The organism is Streptomyces sp. NPDC053755 (genome assembly GCF_040677675.1).
Lineage (GTDB): Bacteria > Actinomycetota > Actinomycetes > Streptomycetales > Streptomycetaceae > Streptomyces.
Map to the genome: position 1 here is coordinate 134,454 of NZ_JBFASK010000002.1, position 18,500 is coordinate 152,953.

Annotated in this window: 18 protein-coding genes; 13 read left to right on the plus strand and 5 right to left on the minus strand. The window is 72.6% G+C overall.

All coding sequences use genetic code 11. The features are described from left to right. Window positions 1-111: 111 nt before the first annotated feature. The gene (locus AB0K65_RS03410; RefSeq protein ID WP_365713861.1) at window positions 112-939 is read left to right on the plus strand and encodes a sulfurtransferase; all 828 of its coding nucleotides are present in this window, start codon (window positions 112-114) and stop codon (window positions 937-939) included. Window positions 940-1,333: 394 nt separating this feature from the next. Here AB0K65_RS03410 and sepH read toward each other — a convergent pair whose 3' ends face one another. After that, complete coding sequence (sepH, locus tag AB0K65_RS03415) at window positions 1,334-2,395, minus strand: septation protein SepH (RefSeq protein ID WP_365713863.1); 1,062 nt, start codon at window positions 2,393-2,395, stop codon at window positions 1,334-1,336. Window positions 2,396-2,847: 452 nt separating this feature from the next. Here sepH and AB0K65_RS03420 point away from each other — a divergent pair, with 452 nt between their 5' ends. Continuing rightward, complete coding sequence (locus AB0K65_RS03420; protein ID WP_365713865.1) at window positions 2,848-3,633, plus strand: hypothetical protein; 786 nt, start codon at window positions 2,848-2,850, stop codon at window positions 3,631-3,633. 2 nt (window positions 3,634-3,635) lie between these two features. Here the strand turns inward: AB0K65_RS03420 and AB0K65_RS03425 are convergent, their stop codons facing one another. Beyond that, window positions 3,636-4,970 carry a D-arabinono-1,4-lactone oxidase gene (locus AB0K65_RS03425; RefSeq protein ID WP_365714230.1) on the minus strand — a complete coding sequence of 445 codons (1,335 nt, stop codon included), beginning with the start codon at window positions 4,968-4,970 and terminating at the stop codon, window positions 3,636-3,638. After that, window positions 4,915-6,183: an MFS transporter gene (locus AB0K65_RS03430; protein WP_365713867.1), complete on the minus strand. Its 1,269-nt coding sequence runs from the start codon at window positions 6,181-6,183 to the stop codon at window positions 4,915-4,917. The genes AB0K65_RS03425 and AB0K65_RS03430 overlap by 56 nt, the downstream gene beginning before the upstream one ends. 146 nt (window positions 6,184-6,329) lie before the next feature. Between AB0K65_RS03430 and AB0K65_RS03435 the strand changes: the two genes are divergently transcribed. Together AB0K65_RS03435 and AB0K65_RS03440 are read left to right on the plus strand one after the other, a co-directional pair. Further along, window positions 6,330-7,457, plus strand: a complete 1,128-nt coding sequence (locus AB0K65_RS03435; RefSeq protein WP_365713869.1) for a ferrochelatase — start codon at window positions 6,330-6,332, stop codon at window positions 7,455-7,457. Window positions 7,458-7,478: 21 nt separating this feature from the next. Beyond that, a complete protein-coding gene (locus AB0K65_RS03440) occupies window positions 7,479-8,294 on the plus strand; it encodes an inositol monophosphatase family protein (RefSeq protein ID WP_365714231.1) in 816 nt (271 codons plus the stop codon). An 86-nt stretch (window positions 8,295-8,380) separates the two neighbouring features. Here the strand turns inward: AB0K65_RS03440 and AB0K65_RS03445 are convergent, their stop codons facing one another. Next, a complete protein-coding gene (locus AB0K65_RS03445) occupies window positions 8,381-8,554 on the minus strand; it encodes a hypothetical protein (protein WP_365713871.1) in 174 nt (57 codons plus the stop codon). Window positions 8,555-9,003: 449 nt separating this feature from the next. Between AB0K65_RS03445 and AB0K65_RS03450 the strand changes: the two genes are divergently transcribed. The 4 genes from AB0K65_RS03450 (at window position 9,004) to AB0K65_RS03465 (ending at window position 12,569) form a co-directional block, all read left to right on the plus strand. Continuing rightward, a complete protein-coding gene (locus AB0K65_RS03450) occupies window positions 9,004-9,657 on the plus strand; it encodes a response regulator transcription factor (RefSeq protein WP_158991339.1) in 654 nt (217 codons plus the stop codon). Between the two features lie 4 nt (window positions 9,658-9,661). Then, window positions 9,662-10,888 carry an ATP-binding protein gene (locus AB0K65_RS03455; protein ID WP_365713873.1) on the plus strand — a complete coding sequence of 409 codons (1,227 nt, stop codon included), beginning with the start codon at window positions 9,662-9,664 and terminating at the stop codon, window positions 10,886-10,888. Window positions 10,889-11,282: 394 nt separating this feature from the next. After that, window positions 11,283-11,579, plus strand: a complete 297-nt coding sequence (locus AB0K65_RS03460; protein ID WP_003955561.1) for a DUF4193 domain-containing protein — start codon at window positions 11,283-11,285, stop codon at window positions 11,577-11,579. A 12-nt stretch (window positions 11,580-11,591) separates the two neighbouring features. Further along, complete coding sequence (locus AB0K65_RS03465) at window positions 11,592-12,569, plus strand: hypothetical protein (RefSeq protein ID WP_365713876.1); 978 nt, start codon at window positions 11,592-11,594, stop codon at window positions 12,567-12,569. Here the strand turns inward: AB0K65_RS03465 and AB0K65_RS03470 are convergent. Beyond that, window positions 12,566-13,111, minus strand: a complete 546-nt coding sequence (locus AB0K65_RS03470) for a DUF3093 domain-containing protein (protein ID WP_365713877.1) — start codon at window positions 13,109-13,111, stop codon at window positions 12,566-12,568. The two genes, AB0K65_RS03465 and AB0K65_RS03470, sit on opposite strands and share 4 nt — an antisense overlap. Window positions 13,112-13,169: 58 nt before the next feature. Here AB0K65_RS03470 and AB0K65_RS03475 point away from each other — a divergent pair, with 58 nt between their 5' ends. The 5 genes from AB0K65_RS03475 to AB0K65_RS03495 form a co-directional block, all read left to right on the plus strand. After that, complete coding sequence (locus tag AB0K65_RS03475) at window positions 13,170-13,754, plus strand: PaaI family thioesterase (RefSeq protein ID WP_365713879.1); 585 nt, start codon at window positions 13,170-13,172, stop codon at window positions 13,752-13,754. Then, on the plus strand, window positions 13,754-14,266 hold the full coding sequence (gene dut / locus AB0K65_RS03480; RefSeq protein WP_365713881.1) for a dUTP diphosphatase: 513 nt from the start codon (window positions 13,754-13,756) through the stop codon (window positions 14,264-14,266). The genes AB0K65_RS03475 and dut overlap by 1 nt, the downstream gene beginning before the upstream one ends. Before the next feature lies 1 nt (window position 14,267). Next, entirely contained in the window at window positions 14,268-15,038 is a 771-nt protein-coding gene (locus AB0K65_RS03485) for a DUF3710 domain-containing protein (RefSeq protein ID WP_365713883.1), read from the plus strand. A gap of 358 nt (window positions 15,039-15,396) precedes the next feature. After that, complete coding sequence (locus tag AB0K65_RS03490) at window positions 15,397-16,125, plus strand: ABC transporter ATP-binding protein (protein WP_365713885.1); 729 nt, start codon at window positions 15,397-15,399, stop codon at window positions 16,123-16,125. A gap of 108 nt (window positions 16,126-16,233) precedes the next feature. Further along, window positions 16,234-18,500, plus strand: a 2,267-nt coding sequence (locus tag AB0K65_RS03495) for a DUF4118 domain-containing protein (RefSeq protein WP_365713887.1), incomplete at its 3' end; no start/stop codon positions are given.

The window sequence follows — 18,500 nt, forward strand, 5'->3', positions numbered from 1 at the left end:
GCGCCGGGTTTGGCGCGATCCCGCAGGAGGATGCCTGGTTCGTCGTTTCCGCTTCGTGTGCCGTCCCTGGGCCATCCGTGTCGCCGTCACGGTTGCGCGAGGATGGCACCCATGAAGCCCATCATCTCCGCAAGCGAACTCGTGAGCGAGTCGGTCGGGGCCCGGCCCCCCGTCCTGTTGGACGTCCGCTGGCAGCTGGGCGGGCCGCCCGGACTGCCCGCGTACGAGGCCGGCCATCTCCCGGGAGCGGTCTACGTCGACCTGGACGCCGACCTGGCGGGACCGCCCGGGACCGGCGGCCGGCATCCGTTGCCGGACCTGGAGGCCTTCGGCGCGGCCATGCGCCGGGCGGGCGTCTCGGCGGACACCCCGGTGGTGGTCTACGACGGCGGCCTCGGGTGGGGCGCGGCCCGTGCGTGGTGGCTGCTGCGCTGGACCGGCCACCCGGACGTGCGGGTGCTGGACGGCGGGCTCGCGGCGTGGACGGGGGAGCTGTCCCGCCGGACACCGGCGCCGGAGCCGGGGGACTTCGTGCCGGTCCCGGGCGCGGATGGTCTGCTCGACGCGGACGGCGCGGCGGCGCTGGCCCGTTCGGGGCTGCTGCTCGACGCGCGGGCGGCGGAGCGCTACCGCGGGGAGGTGGAGCCGATCGACCCCGTCGGCGGGCACATCCCCGGCGCGGTCTCGGCTCCGACGACCGAGAACGTGGCCGAGGACGGGCGCTTCCTGCCGGCGAAGGAGCTGGCCGCCCGCTTCTCGGCCCTCGGCGCGACGGACGGCACCCCCGTCGGCGTCTACTGCGGCTCGGGCGTCTCCGGCGCCCACGAGGTCCTGGCCCTGGAGATCGCGGGCCTCCAGGCGGCCCTCTATGCCGGCTCCTGGTCGGAGTGGTCCGCCGACCCCACCCGCCCGGTCGCCAAGGGCCCGGACCCGCAGTAGGGTCCCGCGGGGCCGGGACGGCGGTGCCGTGGGCGAGGCGGGGCCGGTGGCAGGGTGTCCGGGGCCGCCTTCCGTGGGCCGGCCCGCGGCGGCCTTCGGGCCCGCGGTGCCTCCGCCGGGGCCGGGACGGCGGTGCCGTGGGCGAGGCGGGGGCGGTGTTCTCCCGCGGTACCTCCCGGGAAGCGGGGCCTGCGGTTCCTCCCGCGAGGCCGGGACCGCGGTGCCTTGGGCGGGGCGAGAGCGCGGCGCCCTCCCGCGGTGTCCCGCGAGGCCGGGTCAGCGGTGCGGTGGGCGAGGCTGCCCTTCCGCGAGGCCGGGCCCCGCCGTCGGCGGGACCGCCGAGGGGCGGCATGCGAGCGGCCCCCACCGCTGGTGGGGCCCGCTCGCATGGCCGTCAGTCCTGCTTCTTCCTCCGCGTGCCGAAGACGATCTCGTCCCAGCTCGGCACCGCCGCCCTTCGGCCCGGGCGGACGCCGTCCGCTTCGGCCTGGCGGTCGGTCGTGCCCGTCAGGCGGTCGCGGTGACCCGAGACCGCGCGCGGCATCAGCACGTCGGCGTAGGCCGAGCCCGCGCCGGCGGACGCGGCGGGGGCCGGAGGCTCCTCCGCGTCGGGCTCCTCGGCGATCTCGGTGTCCGCCGGTTCCGGCACGATCATGTCGCCCCGGAAGCTGGGCACCGCCTCCAGCAGGCTCGTCAGGGAGTCCCGCTCCTCTTCCGGCTCCGCAGCGGGAAGCGCGGCGGTGGGGCGTTCCAGCTGACGGTCCAGGGCACGGTCCAGCGGCCTGTCGCGGGGCAGCCGGGCGATCCTCGGTACGAACGGGAAGCTCGGCTCCGGAGCCGCGGCGATCGTGTCGTCCGTCTCACCGATGAGCGCGCGCGCCTCGTCGTCCACGGCCTGCACGAGCCGCCTGGGCGGGTCGTACGTCCAGCTCGCGGTGTGCACCTCGCCCGCCACGCGGTAGACGAGCAGGACCTCCCACGTGCCGTCGTCACGGCGCCAGGAGTCCCACTGCACGGTGTCCTTCTCGGCGCCACGCAGCAGCAGCCGCTCCTGCACCGCCTCGCCGAGCTGCGGGCCGGTGTTCTCACCGGGCCGGCGTACGGGAGTCTTGCGGGCCCGCTCGGCCATGAACGCGCGCTCCGCGAGCACCGGGCCCTCGAAGCGCCGTACGCGGTCGACCGGAATCCCGGCGAGCTGGGCGACTTCCTCCGCCGACGCGCCGGCACGTATGCGCGCCTGGATGTCACGGGGCCGGAGGTGGCTCTCCACCTCGATCTCGATCTGGCCGAGCCGCGCGCGGTCGTTGCGCACGGCGGCGCGCAGCCGCTCGTCGATCGGAAGCGTGTACTCCGTGCTGTCAGCAGCCTTCAGCACCAGTCGTGTGCCGTCGTTGGAGACGGCCACGACACGCAGTTCGGGCATGGGGACCTCCCGGGTGGTGCCTGCCGACGTCACGTGCGTCGCTGCTTCCGCTAGTCGAGTGTGGCCTGCCCGGGTGCAGCCTGCCACAACCTTGCCGAGTTGCCCGGCGTGTCGGGCATGGACCCTGGAACGCCGTTATGGCACGGTTACCCGTTTGCAACGCAGGGTGACCGGTGGTCACTCTGTGCATCGGGCGTCCGTGCGGTGCCACGGCGCCGCCGGTTCGAGTGCCGCCGTCGGCTCCCTCCCGTCGACCCGAGCGCCCACGTGGGAGCCCGGACCCAGGGCTCGCCACAGTACTCCATTCGGGCCACCTGGGTGGACCGGCACGCCGCCCAACTTCTCAGGAGGTACGGGAGTTGAGTCTCCGCGCTCACGGCGTTCACGTGGCGCTCTTCACAGAAAACCCAGAAACGGAACTATTCACTTCGCCCATTTGTCCTTTCTGGGTGCATCGTTGAACAGCCGAGCAGGCAAGGGCGGGTATGGATCAGGAGAAGAAGAGGCTCGACCTGAGCGTGGCTCAGGTCTCGGGCAGCGCGATCGCCGCCGTCGTGGCGGCCAAACTCGCCTCCACCCTCGGTGTGTACGGGACGATCCTGGGCGCCGGTGTGATCAGCGTCATCGCGACCTGCGGCGGTTCCCTCTTCCAGCACCTCTTCAAGCGGACGGGCGAACAGATACGGGTGGCGACCGTCCAGGCCGACCGCGGCCACCTCCCCGCCACCGTCGTCACGCCCGAGCCGCCGGACGAGACCGGTGCGCACCCCCGCGGCGGGTTCCGCGAGGAGTTCGGCGAGGCGACGACCCACGGCACCCGTGTCCGCGGGTGGAAGCGCTCCGCCATCGCTGCGGCCCTGGTCTTCCTCGTCTCCATGGGAGGCATCACCGCCTACGAACTGATCTCCGATCAGGACTTCGGCGGCACCCAGGGAAGAACCACCTTCGGCTCGGTCGTGCGGGGCGGCCAGGACTCGGTCCCGTCGGGTCCGTCCACCGACGCTCCCTCCACCTCCCGGCCCGGGACCGGACAGGAGCGGGACCACCGGCGGAGCCAGGACCCGAGTCCGGACCCCGGCAAGGGCCAGGGCCGAGGGGAGAGCGGCGGAGGCGGCGCGTCCCCGAACGCCGGGGCGAGCACCCCCGGTCCGGATCCGACCCCCTCGCCCTCGACCGGCGGTGACCCGGCGCCCACCCCGGCACCCTCCACGGACACGCCCGCCCCGGACCCGACGGGAAGCCCGTCCCCCGGCTCCCCGCCGGCCGGGTGACCTCAGTCGCCCAGGACCCGCCGCAGGTAGTCGTTGGCGAAGAGCCGGTCCGGGTCCAGCCGGTCGCGCAGCGCCGTGAACTCCGCGAAGCGCGGGTAGGCATCGGCGAGGTAGGCGGCGTCCCGGGTGTGCACCTTGCCCCAGTGCGGCCGCCCGCCGTGCGCCGTCATGATGCGCTCCACCGCGGTGAAGTAACCGCGGTGGGGCGTCCCCTTGTAGAGGTGGGCCGCGATGTAGACCGTCTCCCGGCCCGAGGCTGTGGAGAGCGTGATGTCGTCGGCGGGAGCCGTCCGGACCTCCACCGGGAAGCTCACCTTCAGCGGTGAGCGTTCGACCATCGCCTTCAGCTCGCGCAGCGCGGCGACCCCCGCCTCGCGCGGCAGGGCGTACTCCATCTCCAGGAAGCGCACCCGGCGCGGGGAGGTGAAGACCTTGTACGGGATGTCGGTGTACGTACGGGCCGACAGCGCACGGCTGGAGACCTTGGCCAGCGACGGGATGACCGGGGGCACCGCGCGGCCCAGGGAGCACGCCAGTTGGAAGACGCCGTTGGACAGCAGCTCGTCCTCGACCCAGCCGCCGATCCTCCCGGGCGGGGCGGCGGGGCCGGCACTGCGGTTGTTGCGCTTGGTGTTGCAGTTCTCGGTGTGCGGGAACCAGTAGAACTCGAAGTGCTCGTTCTCGGCGTGCAGCGCGTCGAACTCCGAGGTGACCCGGTCGAAGCTCATCGGCTCCTCGCGCGCGGTGAGCAGGAAGACCGGCTCCACCGCGAAGGTGATCGCCGTGATCACGCCGAGCGCGCCGAGCCCGAGCCGGGCGGCCGCGAAGACCTCGGGGTTCTCCTTCTCGGAGCAGGTCATCAGCCGCCCGTCGGCGGTGACCAGTTCCAGCTCCCGGATCTGCGCGGCGATGGAGGCCGAGTCGCGGCCGGTGCCGTGCGTACCGGTGGAGGTCGCCCCGGCGACCGTCTGCTCCATGATGTCGCCCATGTTCGTGAGCGACAGACCCTCGCGGGCCAGGGCGACGTTGAGCCGCTTGAGCGGAGTGCCCGACTCCACGGTGACGGTCATCGCCTCGCGGTCGATCCGCCGGATGCCGGCCAGGAGATGGGGCCGCACCAGCAGGCCGTCGGTCGCCGCGATCGCGGTGAAGGAGTGCCCGGTGCCGACCGTCTTCACCCGCAGCCCGTCGGCGGCCGCCTTCCGGACGGCGTCGGCGAGCTCCTCGGCCGAGGCGGGGCTCACCTCCCGTACGGGCCGGGAGGTGACGTTCCCCGCCCAGTTACGCCACGGACCGCTCGCCGTCCCGGTGATCGCCGTCCTGGTGCTCGCCCTCATCGTCCCGCTCACGCTGCCCCTCCCCAGTCGGCACCGGCCTGCGCAGCCGGCGGTACCCCAGGAGACCCACCACGACCGCGAGCGCGCCCGAGACCACGGGCACCACGTACGCCGCCTCCGCCCCCGACACGTCGACCACCCAGCCGGCGGCCGAGGAGCCGAGCGCCACACCGATCGCGAGCCCGGTCCCTGTCCAGGTCATGCCCTCGGTCAGTTTGGTGCGCGGTACGTGCGCTTCGACGAGGGCCATGGTGGTCACCATCGTCGGTGCGATGGACAGGCCCGCGACAAAGAGCGCCACGGCCAGCAACGGCAGGTTCCCGGCCAGTAGGAGGGGGATCATACTCACGGCCATCGCGCAGACGCCCAGCAGCCATCTGCGGGACGGCTCGCCCTTGAGGTGGAGCAGTCCGAAGACCGCGCCCGCCAGGCACGAACCGAGGGCGTACACGGCGAGGACGAGGCTGGCGGCGGCCTTGTGGCCCTGCTCCTCGGCGAAGGCCACCGTCACCACGTCGACGGAACCGAAGATCGCGCCGGTGGCGACGAAGGCGAGCGCCAGGATCTGCAGACCGGGGGAGCGCAGGGCGGAGCCGCTGCCGTGCTCCTCGCGAGGGTGCGGCCGGGGCTCGGTGGCGTGCTGCGCGGTCAGCCAGAAGACGCCGACCGCGAGGAAGGCGGCGGCGAACAGCGGACCGGCCTCGGGGAACCAGATGGTCGACAGGCCGATGGAGATGATCGGGCCGAAGATGAAGCACACCTCGTCGACGATCGACTCCCAGGAGTACGCGGTGTGCAGCTCCCGGGCCGAGCCGCGGTAGATCTCCGCCCACCGGGCCCGGGTCATGGCGCCGACGCTGGGCACGCAGCCGACGAGCGCGGTGAAGGCGAAGAGCGTCCAGTCCGGGGCCTGCTGCTGGACGCAGAGCAGGAGGCCGGCGCAGGCTGCCAGCGACAGGAGGGTCGCCGGGCGCAGGACCCGGCGCTGGCCGTGCCGGTCCACCAGCCGCGAGACCTGCGGGCCCATCACCGCGGCGGACATCGCGAGCGTCGCCGAGAGCGCGCCGGCCAGGCCGTACCTCCCGGTGACCTGGGAGATCATGGTGACCACGCCGATACCCATCATGGACAGCGGCATCCGGCCGAGGAAACCGGCGACCGAGAACGCCTTGGTGCCGGGTGCCGCGAAGATCGCGCGATAGGGACTGGGCAAGGGGATCTCCGGCATCGGCTCGGTACGCGTCGTCCAACACGTGTAATTAATAGCTAAAGCCTACGGTGTTGAACTGGTTCGGGCAGCCATCTTTTTCGGCCGGGCCGCGCCGCCTGCTGTCAGCGGCGGATGGGAGGATCGGTGCCATGTCCGATCAGCACGATCCCGCCCCGTACGACGCCCTGCTGCTGCTCTCCTTCGGCGGCCCCGAGGGGCCGGACGACGTGGTCCCCTTCCTGGAGAACGTGACCCGCGGCCGAGGCATCCCGAAGGAACGGCTGAAGGAGGTGGGGCAGCACTACTTCCTCTTCGGCGGCGTCAGCCCGATCAACGACCAGAACCGCGCCCTGCTCGACGCCCTGCGGACCGACTTCGGCCGCGCCGGCCTCGACCTGCCGGTCTACTGGGGCAACCGGAACTGGGCGCCGTACCTCACCGACACCCTGCGGGAGATGATCACCGACGGCCGGCGCCACATCGCCGTCCTCGCCACCAGTGCTTACGCCTCCTACTCCGGCTGCCGGCAGTACCGCGAGAACCTCGCCGACGCGCTCGCCACGCTGGAGGCGGAAGGACTGCCGCTGCCCCGCGTCGACAAGCTCCGGCACTACTTCAACCATCCCGGCTTCATCGGCCCGATGGTCGAGGGCGTGCTCGCCTCCCTGGGCGAGCTCGACGAGTCCGTACGCGCCGGCGCGCACCTCGCCTTCACCACGCACTCCATCCCGGAGTCGGCCGCGGACACCTCCGGTCCGGCCGGCGAGCACGGCGAGGGCGGGGCCTATGTGCGCCAGCACCTCGACGTGGCCCGGGTGATCGTCGAGGCCGTCCGGGAGGAGACCGGCGTCGCGTACCCCTGGCGGCTCGTCTACCAGTCCCGCAGCGGCGCCCCGCACATCCCCTGGCTGGAGCCCGACATCTGCGACCACCTGGAGGAACTGCACGGCTTCGGTGTCCCGGCGGCCGTGATGGTCCCGATCGGCTTCGTCTCGGACCACATGGAAGTCCTGTACGACCTCGACACCGAGGCCACCGCCAAGGCCGCCGAGCTGGGGCTCCCGGTGCGGCGCTCCGCGACCGTCGGGGCGGACCCCCGGTTCGCCGCGGCCGTCCGCGACCTCGTCCTGGAGCGCGCGGCGCGCGAGCGCGGTGTCCGGGCCGAGCGCTGTGCCCTGGGGGCCCTCGGCCCGTCCCACGACCTCTGCCCGATCGGCTGCTGCCCCGCGCGCGCGGAGCGGCCGGCGGCGGCCGGTGCCGACAGCCCGTACGCGTAAGGAGTTCTTGTGACCCAGCCTGTGACCGACCCCCTGCGGACCGAACTGCTCGACCTCGCCCTGGAGGCGGCGCGGCGGGCCGGCGCGCTGCTGCGGGACGGCCGGCCGGACGACCTGGCCGTGGCCAGGACCAAGTCCAGCCCGATCGACGTGGTCACCGAGATGGACATCGCCGCCGAGAAGCTGATCACCGGCTTCCTGGCCGAGCACCGCCCGGGCGACGGCTTCCTCGGCGAGGAGGGCGCCGCGAGCCCGGGCTCCAGCGGCGTCCGCTGGGTGATCGACCCGCTGGACGGCACCGTGAACTATCTCTACGGCCTGCCGACCTGGTCCGTCTCCATCGCCGCCGAGCGGGACGGCGAGACCGTCGTCGGCGTCGTCGCGGCCCCGATGCGCCGCGAGACGTACCGGGCGGTCCTCGGCGGCGGCGCCCACGTCACGGGTCCGGACGTCGGCGAGCGCCGGCTCTCCTGCCGCCCCGCCGCCCCGCTGGACCAGGCCCTGGTGTCCACCGGCTTCGCCTACGTCCAGGCGGTCCGCTCGCACCAGGCCGACGTCGCCCAGCGCCTCATCCCGCGCGTGCGCGACATCCGCCGGGGCGGCTCCGCCGCGATCGACCTCTGCGACGTGGCCGCGGGCCGCCTCGACGCCTACTACGAGCGCGGGCTGAACCCGTGGGACCTCGCGGCGGGGGACCTCATCGCCCGGGAAGCGGGCGCGGTGACCGGTGGACGCCCCGGTGAGGCCGCGTCGGGCGCTCTGGCGATCGCGGCCTCACCCGGTGTCTTCCAGCCCCTCCAGGGGCTTCTGGAGGAGTTCGGGGCCTGGCACGACTGAACCCGGACGGTGCCACACGCGAAGGGGCCCCGGTGTCGGCGACACCGGGGCCCCTTCGCGCCCTGGGGTTCAGGCCACTGCCGGGGTCAGACGCTGGCGGCGCCGACCTCCACGCCGTGTTCGGCGGCCAGACGGTGCAGGTCTTCGAGCTCAGCCTGCTCGACGTCCGCGAGGAAGTCGTCGCCCGTCTCGCGAGCCCGTGTGAGGTCGGTCTGCGCCGTCCTGATGCGCTGCAGCAGTCCTGCGGTGAAAGCGTCCATCGTGCGCCCCCTCGTCATGGGTCGGTGGCACGGGGGTGTGCCGAGGGTGGGTCGATCACACGCTGCCACCTCTGGGGGACAGAGCGGCCTGTGGCGTGCCACATACAGGGCGTGATCGCGGGGTGTGCAGACGTCCTCCCCACGCCGGTCCTCACAGAAACCTCAACTGGCCCGTGATTCAGGTGAATTCTCGGCGCGCCTCGCGCCCGCCCTCTCCGCGCCCCCGCGTGCCCGCCCCCTCCGCGCCTCGCACCCCTCCGCGCCACGCGGGCCGGCCTTCACCCGCCGCCGGGCGCCGCCCGGCCCCCGCCCAGGCGTCGCCGGATCCCGGCCGTACGCCGCCTTACAGCCGGTTTACGCGCGTCCGGGGCAGGATGGACACCCACAGCCCACGCTCATGAACCGCTCTGCCCGCGTCGCGGACCAGGGCCGGCAGGAAGGAATGCGACGTGCGCGTACTCGTCGTCGAGGACGAGCAGCTGCTCGCCGATGCGGTGGCCACCGGACTGCGCCGGGAGGCCATGGCCGTCGACGTCGTGTACGACGGCGCCGCCGCCCTGGAGCGCGTCGGGGTGAACGACTACGACGTGGTCGTCCTCGACCGCGACCTCCCGCTCGTCCACGGGGACGACGTCTGCCGGAAGATCGTCGAGCTCGGCATGCCCACCCGGGTCCTGATGCTCACCGCCTCCGGCGACGTCAGCGACCGTGTCGAGGGCCTGGAGCTGGGGGCCGACGACTACCTCCCCAAGCCCTTCGCCTTCACCGAGCTGACCGCGCGGGTCCGGGCCCTCGGCCGGCGCACGACCGTCCCGCTCCCGCCCGTCCTGGAGCGCGCGGGCATCAAGCTCGACCCGAACCGCCGCGAGGTCTTCCGCGACGGCAAGGAGGTCCAGCTCGCACCCAAGGAGTTCGCCGTCCTGGAGGTCCTCATGCGCAGCGAGGGCGCGGTCGTCTCGGCCGAGCAGCTCCTGGAGAAGGCGTGGGACGAGAACACCGACCCGTTCACCAACGTCGTACGGGTGACGGTGATGACCCTGCGCCGCAAGCTCGGCGAACCGCCGGTCATCGTCACGGTCCCCGGCTCCGGATACCGGATCTGACCCCGTGGCCGCGACCCCGGCGCCGCCTCAGGCGCCCCCGAAGCCGACCTGGGACCCCCGGGACCCCGTCAGGCCCCTGCTGCGTCCGACCATCCGGATAAGGCTCACGCTGCTGTACGGCGGGATGTTCCTGATCGCCGGCATCCTGCTGCTGTCGATCATCTACCTCCTTGCCGCGCAGGCGCTGCACATCGGCAGCGAGCTGCCGTTCAAGATCGTGCAGGGCAAGGTCACCAGCGAGGTCTGCAACTTCCCGAACGACGCCCCGGCCACCGAGTTCAACGCGGCGATGAACTCCTGCGTCAACGAACAGCGCCAGCACGCCCTGGACGACCTCCTGCGCCGCTCTCTCTTCGCCCTCCTCGGCCTGAGCATCATCGCCTTCGCCTTCGGCTACGCCATGGCGGGCCGCGTCCTGTCGCCGCTCGGCCGGATCACCCGGACGGCCCGCCAGGTCGCCGGATCGGACCTGGCCCGGCGGATCGAGCTGGACGGTCCCGACGACGAGCTGAAGGAGCTGGCCGACACCTTCGACGAGATGCTGGAACGCCTGGAGCGGGCCTTCACCGCCCAGCAGCGGTTCGTGGCGAACGCCTCGCACGAGCTGCGCACGCCGCTGGCGATCAACCGCACCCTCCTGGAGGTCCACCTCTCAGACCCCGGTGCCCCTGTGGAGCTCCAGCAGCTCGGCAAGACCCTGCTCGCCACCAACGAGCGCAGCGAGCAGCTGGTCGAGGGCCTGCTGCTGCTCGCCCGCAGCGACAACCAGATCATCGAGCGCAAGCCCGTCGACCTGGCCGAGGTCGCGTCGCGCGCCGTCGACCAGGTGCACGCGGAGGCCGAGGCCAAGGGCGTGGAGTTCCGCGGCGAGCGTGCGGCGGCCGTCGTGCAGGGCAACGGCGTCCTGCTGGAGCGGATCGCGCTGAACCTCGTCCAGAACGCCGTCCGGTACAACGTGCCACAGGACGGCTGGGTGGAGGTCACCACCGAGACCCAGCACGGTCAGGCGGTCCTGGTGGTCTCGAACACGGGGCCGGTCGTTCCCGCGTACGAGATCGACAATCTTTTCGAGCCCTTCCGGCGCCTCCGGCAGGAGCGGACGGGAAGCGACAAGGGAGTCGGCCTCGGCCTGTCGATCGCCCGGTCGGTCGCGCGGGCCCACGGCGGCCGTATCATCGCGGAGCCTCGTGAAGGCGGTGGTCTCGTGATGCGCGTCACTCTCCCGATCTGACACACTTCGTGTACCCGCCGCTTCGTTCGCTGTGCGCGGAATTCTCGGAGCCCGGCCGTGAGACGCCCCTGTGTGATCGATCACAGGAACGTACAGCCGTCCCTCCACTCTCCGTGATCGGGAATTCCCTCGGAAAACCGGGAAAAGTCCGGGTTTCCGGGGTCATCGATGACGGGAAGTACACGGGGTGGCGCCCGTGAAGGACGGCAGGTGGACCGTGTACGGTCCCGTTCGCCACCCAAACCCGATCACTCGTGAGAGAGCGGATTGGGTGTCGATTGAGTAACAGACCTTGATGTGAGGCAAAATCTCCGCCTCGGGTCGGGCACAAGTCCGGCCTCTCACGCGTTACGTGCGCTGGAGACACCGCAACCACCCAGAGGGGGAGAGCGACATGGCAACGGATTACGACACCCCACGCAAGACCGACGACGACGTCGATTCGGACAGCCTTGAGGAACTGAAGGCCCGCCGGAACGACAAGTCGACCTCGACGGTCGACGTCGACGAGTTCGAGGCCGCCGAAGGCCTGGAACTGCCCGGCGCGGACCTCTCGAACGAGGAGCTCGCCGTCCGGGTCCTGCCCAAGCAGGCCGACGAGTTCACCTGCATGAGCTGCTTCCTCGTGCACCACCGCAGCCAGCTGGCTCGAGAGAAGAACGGCCAGCCGATCTGCCGCGACTGCGACTGAGATCGGCCGGCCGTGGCAGGCGACACACCGTCCCGGAAGCGACGCTTCCGGCTTCATGGGAAGCCGGAGGCGGATCAGGGCGGCTCACGCCGGGCGGAGGGTGCCCAGCACGCACCCGACGCCGAGAACACCGCCCTCCTGCCCTCCCTCGGCGCACGTGACGACGAGCGAGGCCCCCAGGCCTCGCTCGAAGCTGCCCCGGTGCCGGTGGAGCGGGAGGAGCCGCGCCGAAGGCGTCTCGACGCCGTCAAACGCGTGGCCAATCCGGCGCGCGTCCAGCTGGACCGCATCAAACTCGACCGCGCGCGGATCGACGCCGTCAAACGCGGCGTGAAGCGCGGCGGCGAGAGCGCCAGGACCGGGATCGGCTACCTCGCCGACCGGGTCATCGACATCGCTCCACGCGTACCCGTACGGGACCTGGCGACCCTGCGCCGCCACTTCCCGGGGCTCGGCCCCGAACAGATCGCCGACAAGCTCGTCGCGGGCGCGGCCAACGCCAGCTCGACCGTCGGCGCGGGCATCGGCGCCGCCGCCATGCTTCCCGTACCCCCCGCGATGCCGGCGGAGCTGGCCGCGGAGATCACCGGAGTCGCGGCGATCGAGCTGAAGCTCATCGCGGAGCTTCACGAGGTGTACGGGCTGCGACCGCCCGGCACCCTCACGCAGCGGTCGACCGCCTATCTGACCTCCTGGGCGGAGGAACGCGGCATCGACCCCACCAAGCCCACCACCGTCAACGCCGCGCTCGGCGGTCAGCTCAAGCGCGAACTCCGCCAGCAGATCACCAAGCGCATGGTGCGCAATCTGCCCAACCTGGCTCCGTTCATGGTGGGCGCGGCCGTCGGCGCGGTGATGAACCGGCGCGACACCAAGAAGCTCGCCGCACACGTCCGCAAGGACCTCCAGCGCCGCCAGGTCCCCTGGGACGCCCTGGGCGCGCTGCCCCCGCTGGAGCAGCCCGAGAATCCCGAGGAGATCGGCTTCTAGGCCTCCGTGCCCCGCGCCGCCCCGGCCGGCGCGTCCTCGCCGCCCGCCGCCTCCGCGCCCTGCTGCCGGCCGATCCGCTCGCGTACCGCCTCCAGGGCGGCGACCAGGCCCTGCGGGTCACGGGTGGAGACGTAGACGTACGGCGTCGGGTCCGCCGGGTCGGTGACCTCGACGCGGACCGCGCCCGGGACGTAGCTGCGCAGCAGCATGAAGGCCCGGGGGTCGGCCTTGAACGTCCGCCACGCGCGCGCCTCCTCGGCGTCCAGCGCCTCGGGCGTGCCCAGCGCCGACACCGGGATGCGGGCGTCGCCCGCGACCAGCGAATCGGCCACGACCCGGATGCGGGCGGAGCCGTACGAGGAGACCGTCACGGCGGCCAGCGCCGCCGCCGCGATCAGCCCGACGAGCGTCGCGACCGTGCCGAGGGGGAAGGTCACCAGACCGCCGGAGAGACCCAGCAGGGCCACGATCACCCACCAGGAGCGGGGAGCGGTCAGACGTTCGTCGAAACCCGGCGCGGAGGACGGTGCGGAAGGCTGCATACGTCCTAGCTTGGCACGGCGCGACCCGCCCCCATCCGCGCGGGTAAGGTCTGCGGCTGTGACTGCAACATCTGCCGCCCTCACCCCGCCGGCCGACGCCATACCGCCGGTACGCCACCCCGACGCGCCCGCCCCCGGCGAGCTGCTCGGCGCGCACTACGAGCACTGCTTCGGGTGCGGCGGCGGGCAGCCCCACGGCCTCCACCTCGCGGCCAGGGCCGGCGACGGCGTGACCGTCACCGCGGAGTTCACCGTGACCCCCGACCACCAGGGCGCCCCCGGCCTGGCGCACGGCGGCGTCCTCGCCACCGCGCTCGACGAGACCCTGGGCTCCCTGAACTGGCTGCTCCGGGTCATCGCCGTCACCGGCCGGCTGGAGACCGACTTCGCGCGGCCCGTCCCGGTCGGCACGGTGCTGCACCTGGAGGCCGAGGTCACCGCCGTGCACGGGCGCAAGATCTACTCGACCGCCACCGGCCGGATCGGCGGGCCCGACGGCCCCGTCGCGGTCCGCGCCGACGCCCTCTTCATAGAGGTCAAGGTCGACCACTTCATCGACAACGGACGCCCGGAGGAGATCCGGGCGGCCATGTCCGACCCCGACCAGGTCCGGCGCGCCCGCGCCTTCGAGGTGAACCCCTGATGCGTAACCCTGTCGACGTACTCATCCGGCGCGTGGACCCGGACGTGCCGATCCCGGCCTACGGCCACCCCGGCGACGCCGGAGTGGATCTCGTGACCACCGAGGCGGCCGTCCTGCCCCCCGGGGAGCGGGTCGTGCTCCCCACCGGGATCTCCATCGCGCTGCCCGACGGCTACGCCGCCTTCGTGCACCCGCGCTCCGGTCTGGCCGCACGGCTGGGTATCGCCCTGGTGAATGCCCCGGGGACGGTGGATGCCGGGTACCGTGGAGAGATCAAGGTGATCGTGGTCAATCTGGACCCGCGTGAGAGCGTGCGGTTCGAGCGGCTCGACCGGATTGCCCAACTTGTCGTCCAGCAGGTCGAGAAGGTGCGCTTCCACGAGGTCGCGGAGCTTCCCGGCTCTGCGCGGGCCGAGGGGGGCTTCGGGTCCACCGGCGGTCATGCCGCCGTGGACGGCACAACGGGTGGGAATCGATACGCTTCGGTCGTATCCGACCGGGAAGGACAGTGACGTGTTCGGACGTCGCAAGAAGAGCGGTTCCGCTGAGGACGCAGCGGGCGAGGCCGAGCAGGTCGTCGACGAGGTCGAAACCCGTGACGGCACGGACGCGGCCGGGCGGCCGCGTCGCATGAATCTTCCGCCGGCTCCCCGGCCCGACGGGCCGTGGGACATCTCCGAGGTCTCCAAGCCGGAGGACGGCCGGGTGGACCTCGGGGGCATCTTCGTGCCCGGAGTCGAGGGCATGGAGCTGCGTGTGGAGGTGGCGGGCGACGCGATCGTCGCGGCCACCGTCGTCCTGCGTGACAGCGCCGTGCAGCTGCAGGCGTTCGCCGCGCCGAAGAAGGAAGGCATCTGGGGCGAGGTCCGCGAGGAGATCGCCTCCGGCATCACCCAGCAGGGCGGTGTCATCGACGAGGTCGAGGGCCCCCTCGGCTGGGAGCTGCGAGCCCAGGTCCCGGTGCAGCTGCCGGACGGCACCGGCGGCGTGCAGCTGGTGCGCTTCGTGGGCGTCGACGGCCCCCGCTGGTTCCTGCGCGGAGTGATCTCCGGGCAGGGCGCCGTGCAGCCCGAGGCGGCCGGCCTCCTGGAGCAGATCGTCCGGGACACCGTCGTCGTCCGCGGCGACGGGCCGATGGCTCCGCGCGACCCGATCGTGCTGAAGCTGCCGAACGACGCGCAGATGGTGCCCGAGGGCGTCCAGACGGACGACCAGGAGGGCTCGCGCTTCTCCGGTGGCATGGGCCAGCTCCAGCGCGGACCGGAGATCACCGAGGTCCGCTGACGACAGCCGTCGGCTCTCGTGGCCGACGACACCCCGCGAGCCCCGTCCGCAGGACGGTGCTCGCGGTGCTGGCCGGTGGGCCGTGCCCCGTACACGACGTACGGGGCACGGCCCACCGGCCGTTCGCGTAGCGGGGGGTGCCGGCGGTGGTGTGGCGTTTCCTTCGCAGGGGGCCGGGCGCGCGCGGATGTCGCGTACGCCGCCGGTCCTCGTGCCCGCCCCTCGACAGCCGCCCGGGCGAGCGGTGCCCCGCCCGGCCGCACGGAGATCCGCCGTACCCGGTCAACCCTGGTCCGGCGGCCCCGGGGCGGCCCATACTGACGGGCGCACACGTTCGACGACGCGGGGGAGCCCAGGCATGAGTGAGAGCAGCGCGCGGTCCGGCACGGCGGTGGCCGAGGACCCGGCCGACGGCCCGATGGTCAGCGTCCGGGACCTGCGCCGCTCGTACGGTACCGGCGCGGCGGCCGTCCACGCCCTGCGCGGGGTCTCCTTCGACATCCCGCGCGGCGAGCTCGTCGCCCTCAAGGGGCGCTCGGGCTCGGGCAAGACCACCCTGCTCAATCTGGTCGGCGGTCTGGACACCCCGGACGGCGGGCGGATCACGGTCGGCGGCACCGATCTCGCCGACCTCGGCGAGAGCGGGCTCCTGGAGCTGCGCCGGGACCGCATCGGCTTCATCTTCCAGTCCTTCGGGCTCATCCCGATCCTCACCGCCGCCGAGAACGTCGGCGTGCCCATGCGGCTGCGCAAGGCCGACCCCGTGGAGCGCGAGGAGCGGGTCGCCCTCCTCCTCGCCCTGGTCGGCCTCGCCGACCACGCCGCCCAGCGCCCCGGGGAGCTCTCCGGCGGTCAGCAGCAGCGCGTCGCCATCGCCCGCGCCCTCGCCAACCGGCCCGCCCTGCTGATCGCCGACGAGCCGACCGGCCAGCTCGACGCGGAGACGGGCCTCGCGGTGATGGAGCTGCTGCGGGCGGTGGTGCGGAGCGAGGGCGTCACGGCGCTGGTGGCGACCCACGACACCCAGCTGCTCGGACTCGCCGACCACGTCCTCGAACTGAGCGACGGCGAGATCACCGAGCACTGAGCCCGTCTGCCGGGCACGGCCGACGAGGGCATCAGAATCCCGTCAATACGGCACGGGGGCCCTGACACCCGTACGGAATGTCCGTTTGGCTGGACGTATGGTCGTGCCATGGCGGGACGCGGCAAGCTACGGATCTATCTCGGTGCGGCACCGGGCGTCGGCAAGACGTACGCCATGCTGTCCGAGGCGCACCGGCGCGTCGAGCGCGGCACGGACTGTGTCGTCGCCTTCGTCGAGCACCACGGACGGCCGCGTACGGAGGCGTTGCTGCACGGCCTGGAACACGTACCGCGCCGGTCCCTCGCCCACCGGGACACGACCTTCACCGAGATGGACGTCGACGCGGTCCTGGCCAGGCGACCCGTCGTCGCTCTGGTCGACGAGCTCGCCCACACCAACGTCCCCGGCTCCCGCAACGGCAAGCGGTGGCAGGACGTCGAGGAGCTGCTCGCCGCGGGCATCGACGTCGTCTCGACGGTCAACATCCAGCACCTGGAGTCGCTGGGGGACGTCGTGGAGTCGATCACCGGCGTCCGGCAACGGGAGACCGTCCCCGACGAGGTGGTCCGGCGCGCCGACCAGATCGAACTGGTCGACATGTCGCCCGAGGCGCTGCGCCGGCGCATGGCGCACGGCAACATCTACCAACCCGACAAGATCGACGCCTCGCTGTCCCACTACTTCCGCCCCGGCAATCTGACCGCGCTGCGGGAGCTGGCCCTGCTGTGGACCGCCGACCGGGTCGACGAGTACCTCCGGCGGTACCGCGGCGAGCACAACATCCGCTCCACCTGGCAGGCCCGCGAACGGATCGTCGTCGGCCTCACCGGCGGCCCCGAGGGCCGCACGCTCATCCGGCGCGCCACCCGGCTCGCCGAGAAGGGCGCCGGCGGCCAGGTCCTCGCCGTCTACATCGCCCGCAGCGACGGACTCACCGCCGCCTCGCCGAAGGAGCTGGCGCTCCAGCGGACCCTGGTCGAGGACCTCGGCGGAACGTTCCATCACGTCATAGGCGACGACATACCCTCCGCGCTCCTCGAGTTCGCGCGGGGTGTCAACGCCACCCAGATCGTCCTCGGCTCCAGCCGGCGCAAGACCTGGCAGTACGTCTTCGGGCCCGGCGTCGGCCAGACCGTCGCGCGCGAGTCGGGGCCGGACCTCGACGTCCACATCGTCACCCACGAAGAGGTCGCCAAGGGCCGCGGCCTGCCCGACGCCCGCAGCGCCCGCCTCGGCCGCTCCCGGATCATCTGGGGCTGGATCGTCGGCGTCGCCGGGCCCGTCCTGCTCGCCCTGCTGCTGACCCATGTCGACGCCGATCTCGGTCTCGCCAACGACATGCTGCTCTTCCTCGCCCTCACCGTCGCCTCCGCCCTGCTCGGCGGTCTGGTGCCCTCGCTGGTGTCGGCCGCGGCCGGCTCCTTCCTGCTGAACTGGTTCTTCACCCCGCCCCTGCACCGGGTGACCATCGCCGACCCCAAGAACATCGTCGCCATCGCGGTGTTCTTCGGCGTGGCCATGGCGGTCGCGTCGGTGGTCGACCTCGCCGCGCGGCGCACCCACCAGGCCGCCCGGCTGCGCGCGGAGTCCGAGGTGCTGTCCTATCTCGCGGGAAGCGTGCTGCGCGGGGAGTCCAGCCTGGACGCCCTCCTGGAACGGGTCAGGGAGACCTTCTCCATGGAGTCCGTGGCCCTCCTGGAACGCGACAGCGACGTGGAGCCGTGGCGGCCCGCGGGCAGCGTGGGCACGCGTCCGGCGGCCCGGCCGGAAGAGGCCGACGTGGACATGCCCGTCGGGGAGCACCTCGCGCTCGCCCTCAACGGCCGCGCGCTGCCCGCCGAGGACCGGCGCGTGCTCGGCGCCTTCGCCGCGCAGGCCGCGGTGGTACGGGACCGGCAGCGGCTCGTCGGAGAGGCCGAGGAGGCCCGCAAACTCGCCGAGGGCAACAAGATCCGGACGTCTCTGCTCGCCGCGGTCAGCCACGACCTGCGTACCCCGCTCGCCGGCATCAAGGCGGCGGTCTCCTCCCTGCGCTCCGACGACGTCGAGTGGTCCGAGGCGGACCGGGCGGAACTGCTCGCCGGCATCGAGGAGGGGTCGGACCGCCTGGACCACCTGGTGGGCAACCTCCTCGACATGTCACGCCTGCAGACCGGGACCGTCACCCCACTCATCCGCGCCATCGACCTGGACGAGGTGGTGCCGATGGCCCTCGGCGGTGTCCCGGACGGCAGCGCCGAGCTGGACATCCCGGAGAGCCTGCCGATGGTCGAGGTCGACAAAGGGCTCCTGGAGCGGGCCGTGGCCAACATCGTCGAGAACGCGGTGAAGTACAGCCCGCCCGACGTGCCGGTGACCGTCGCCGCCAGCGCGCT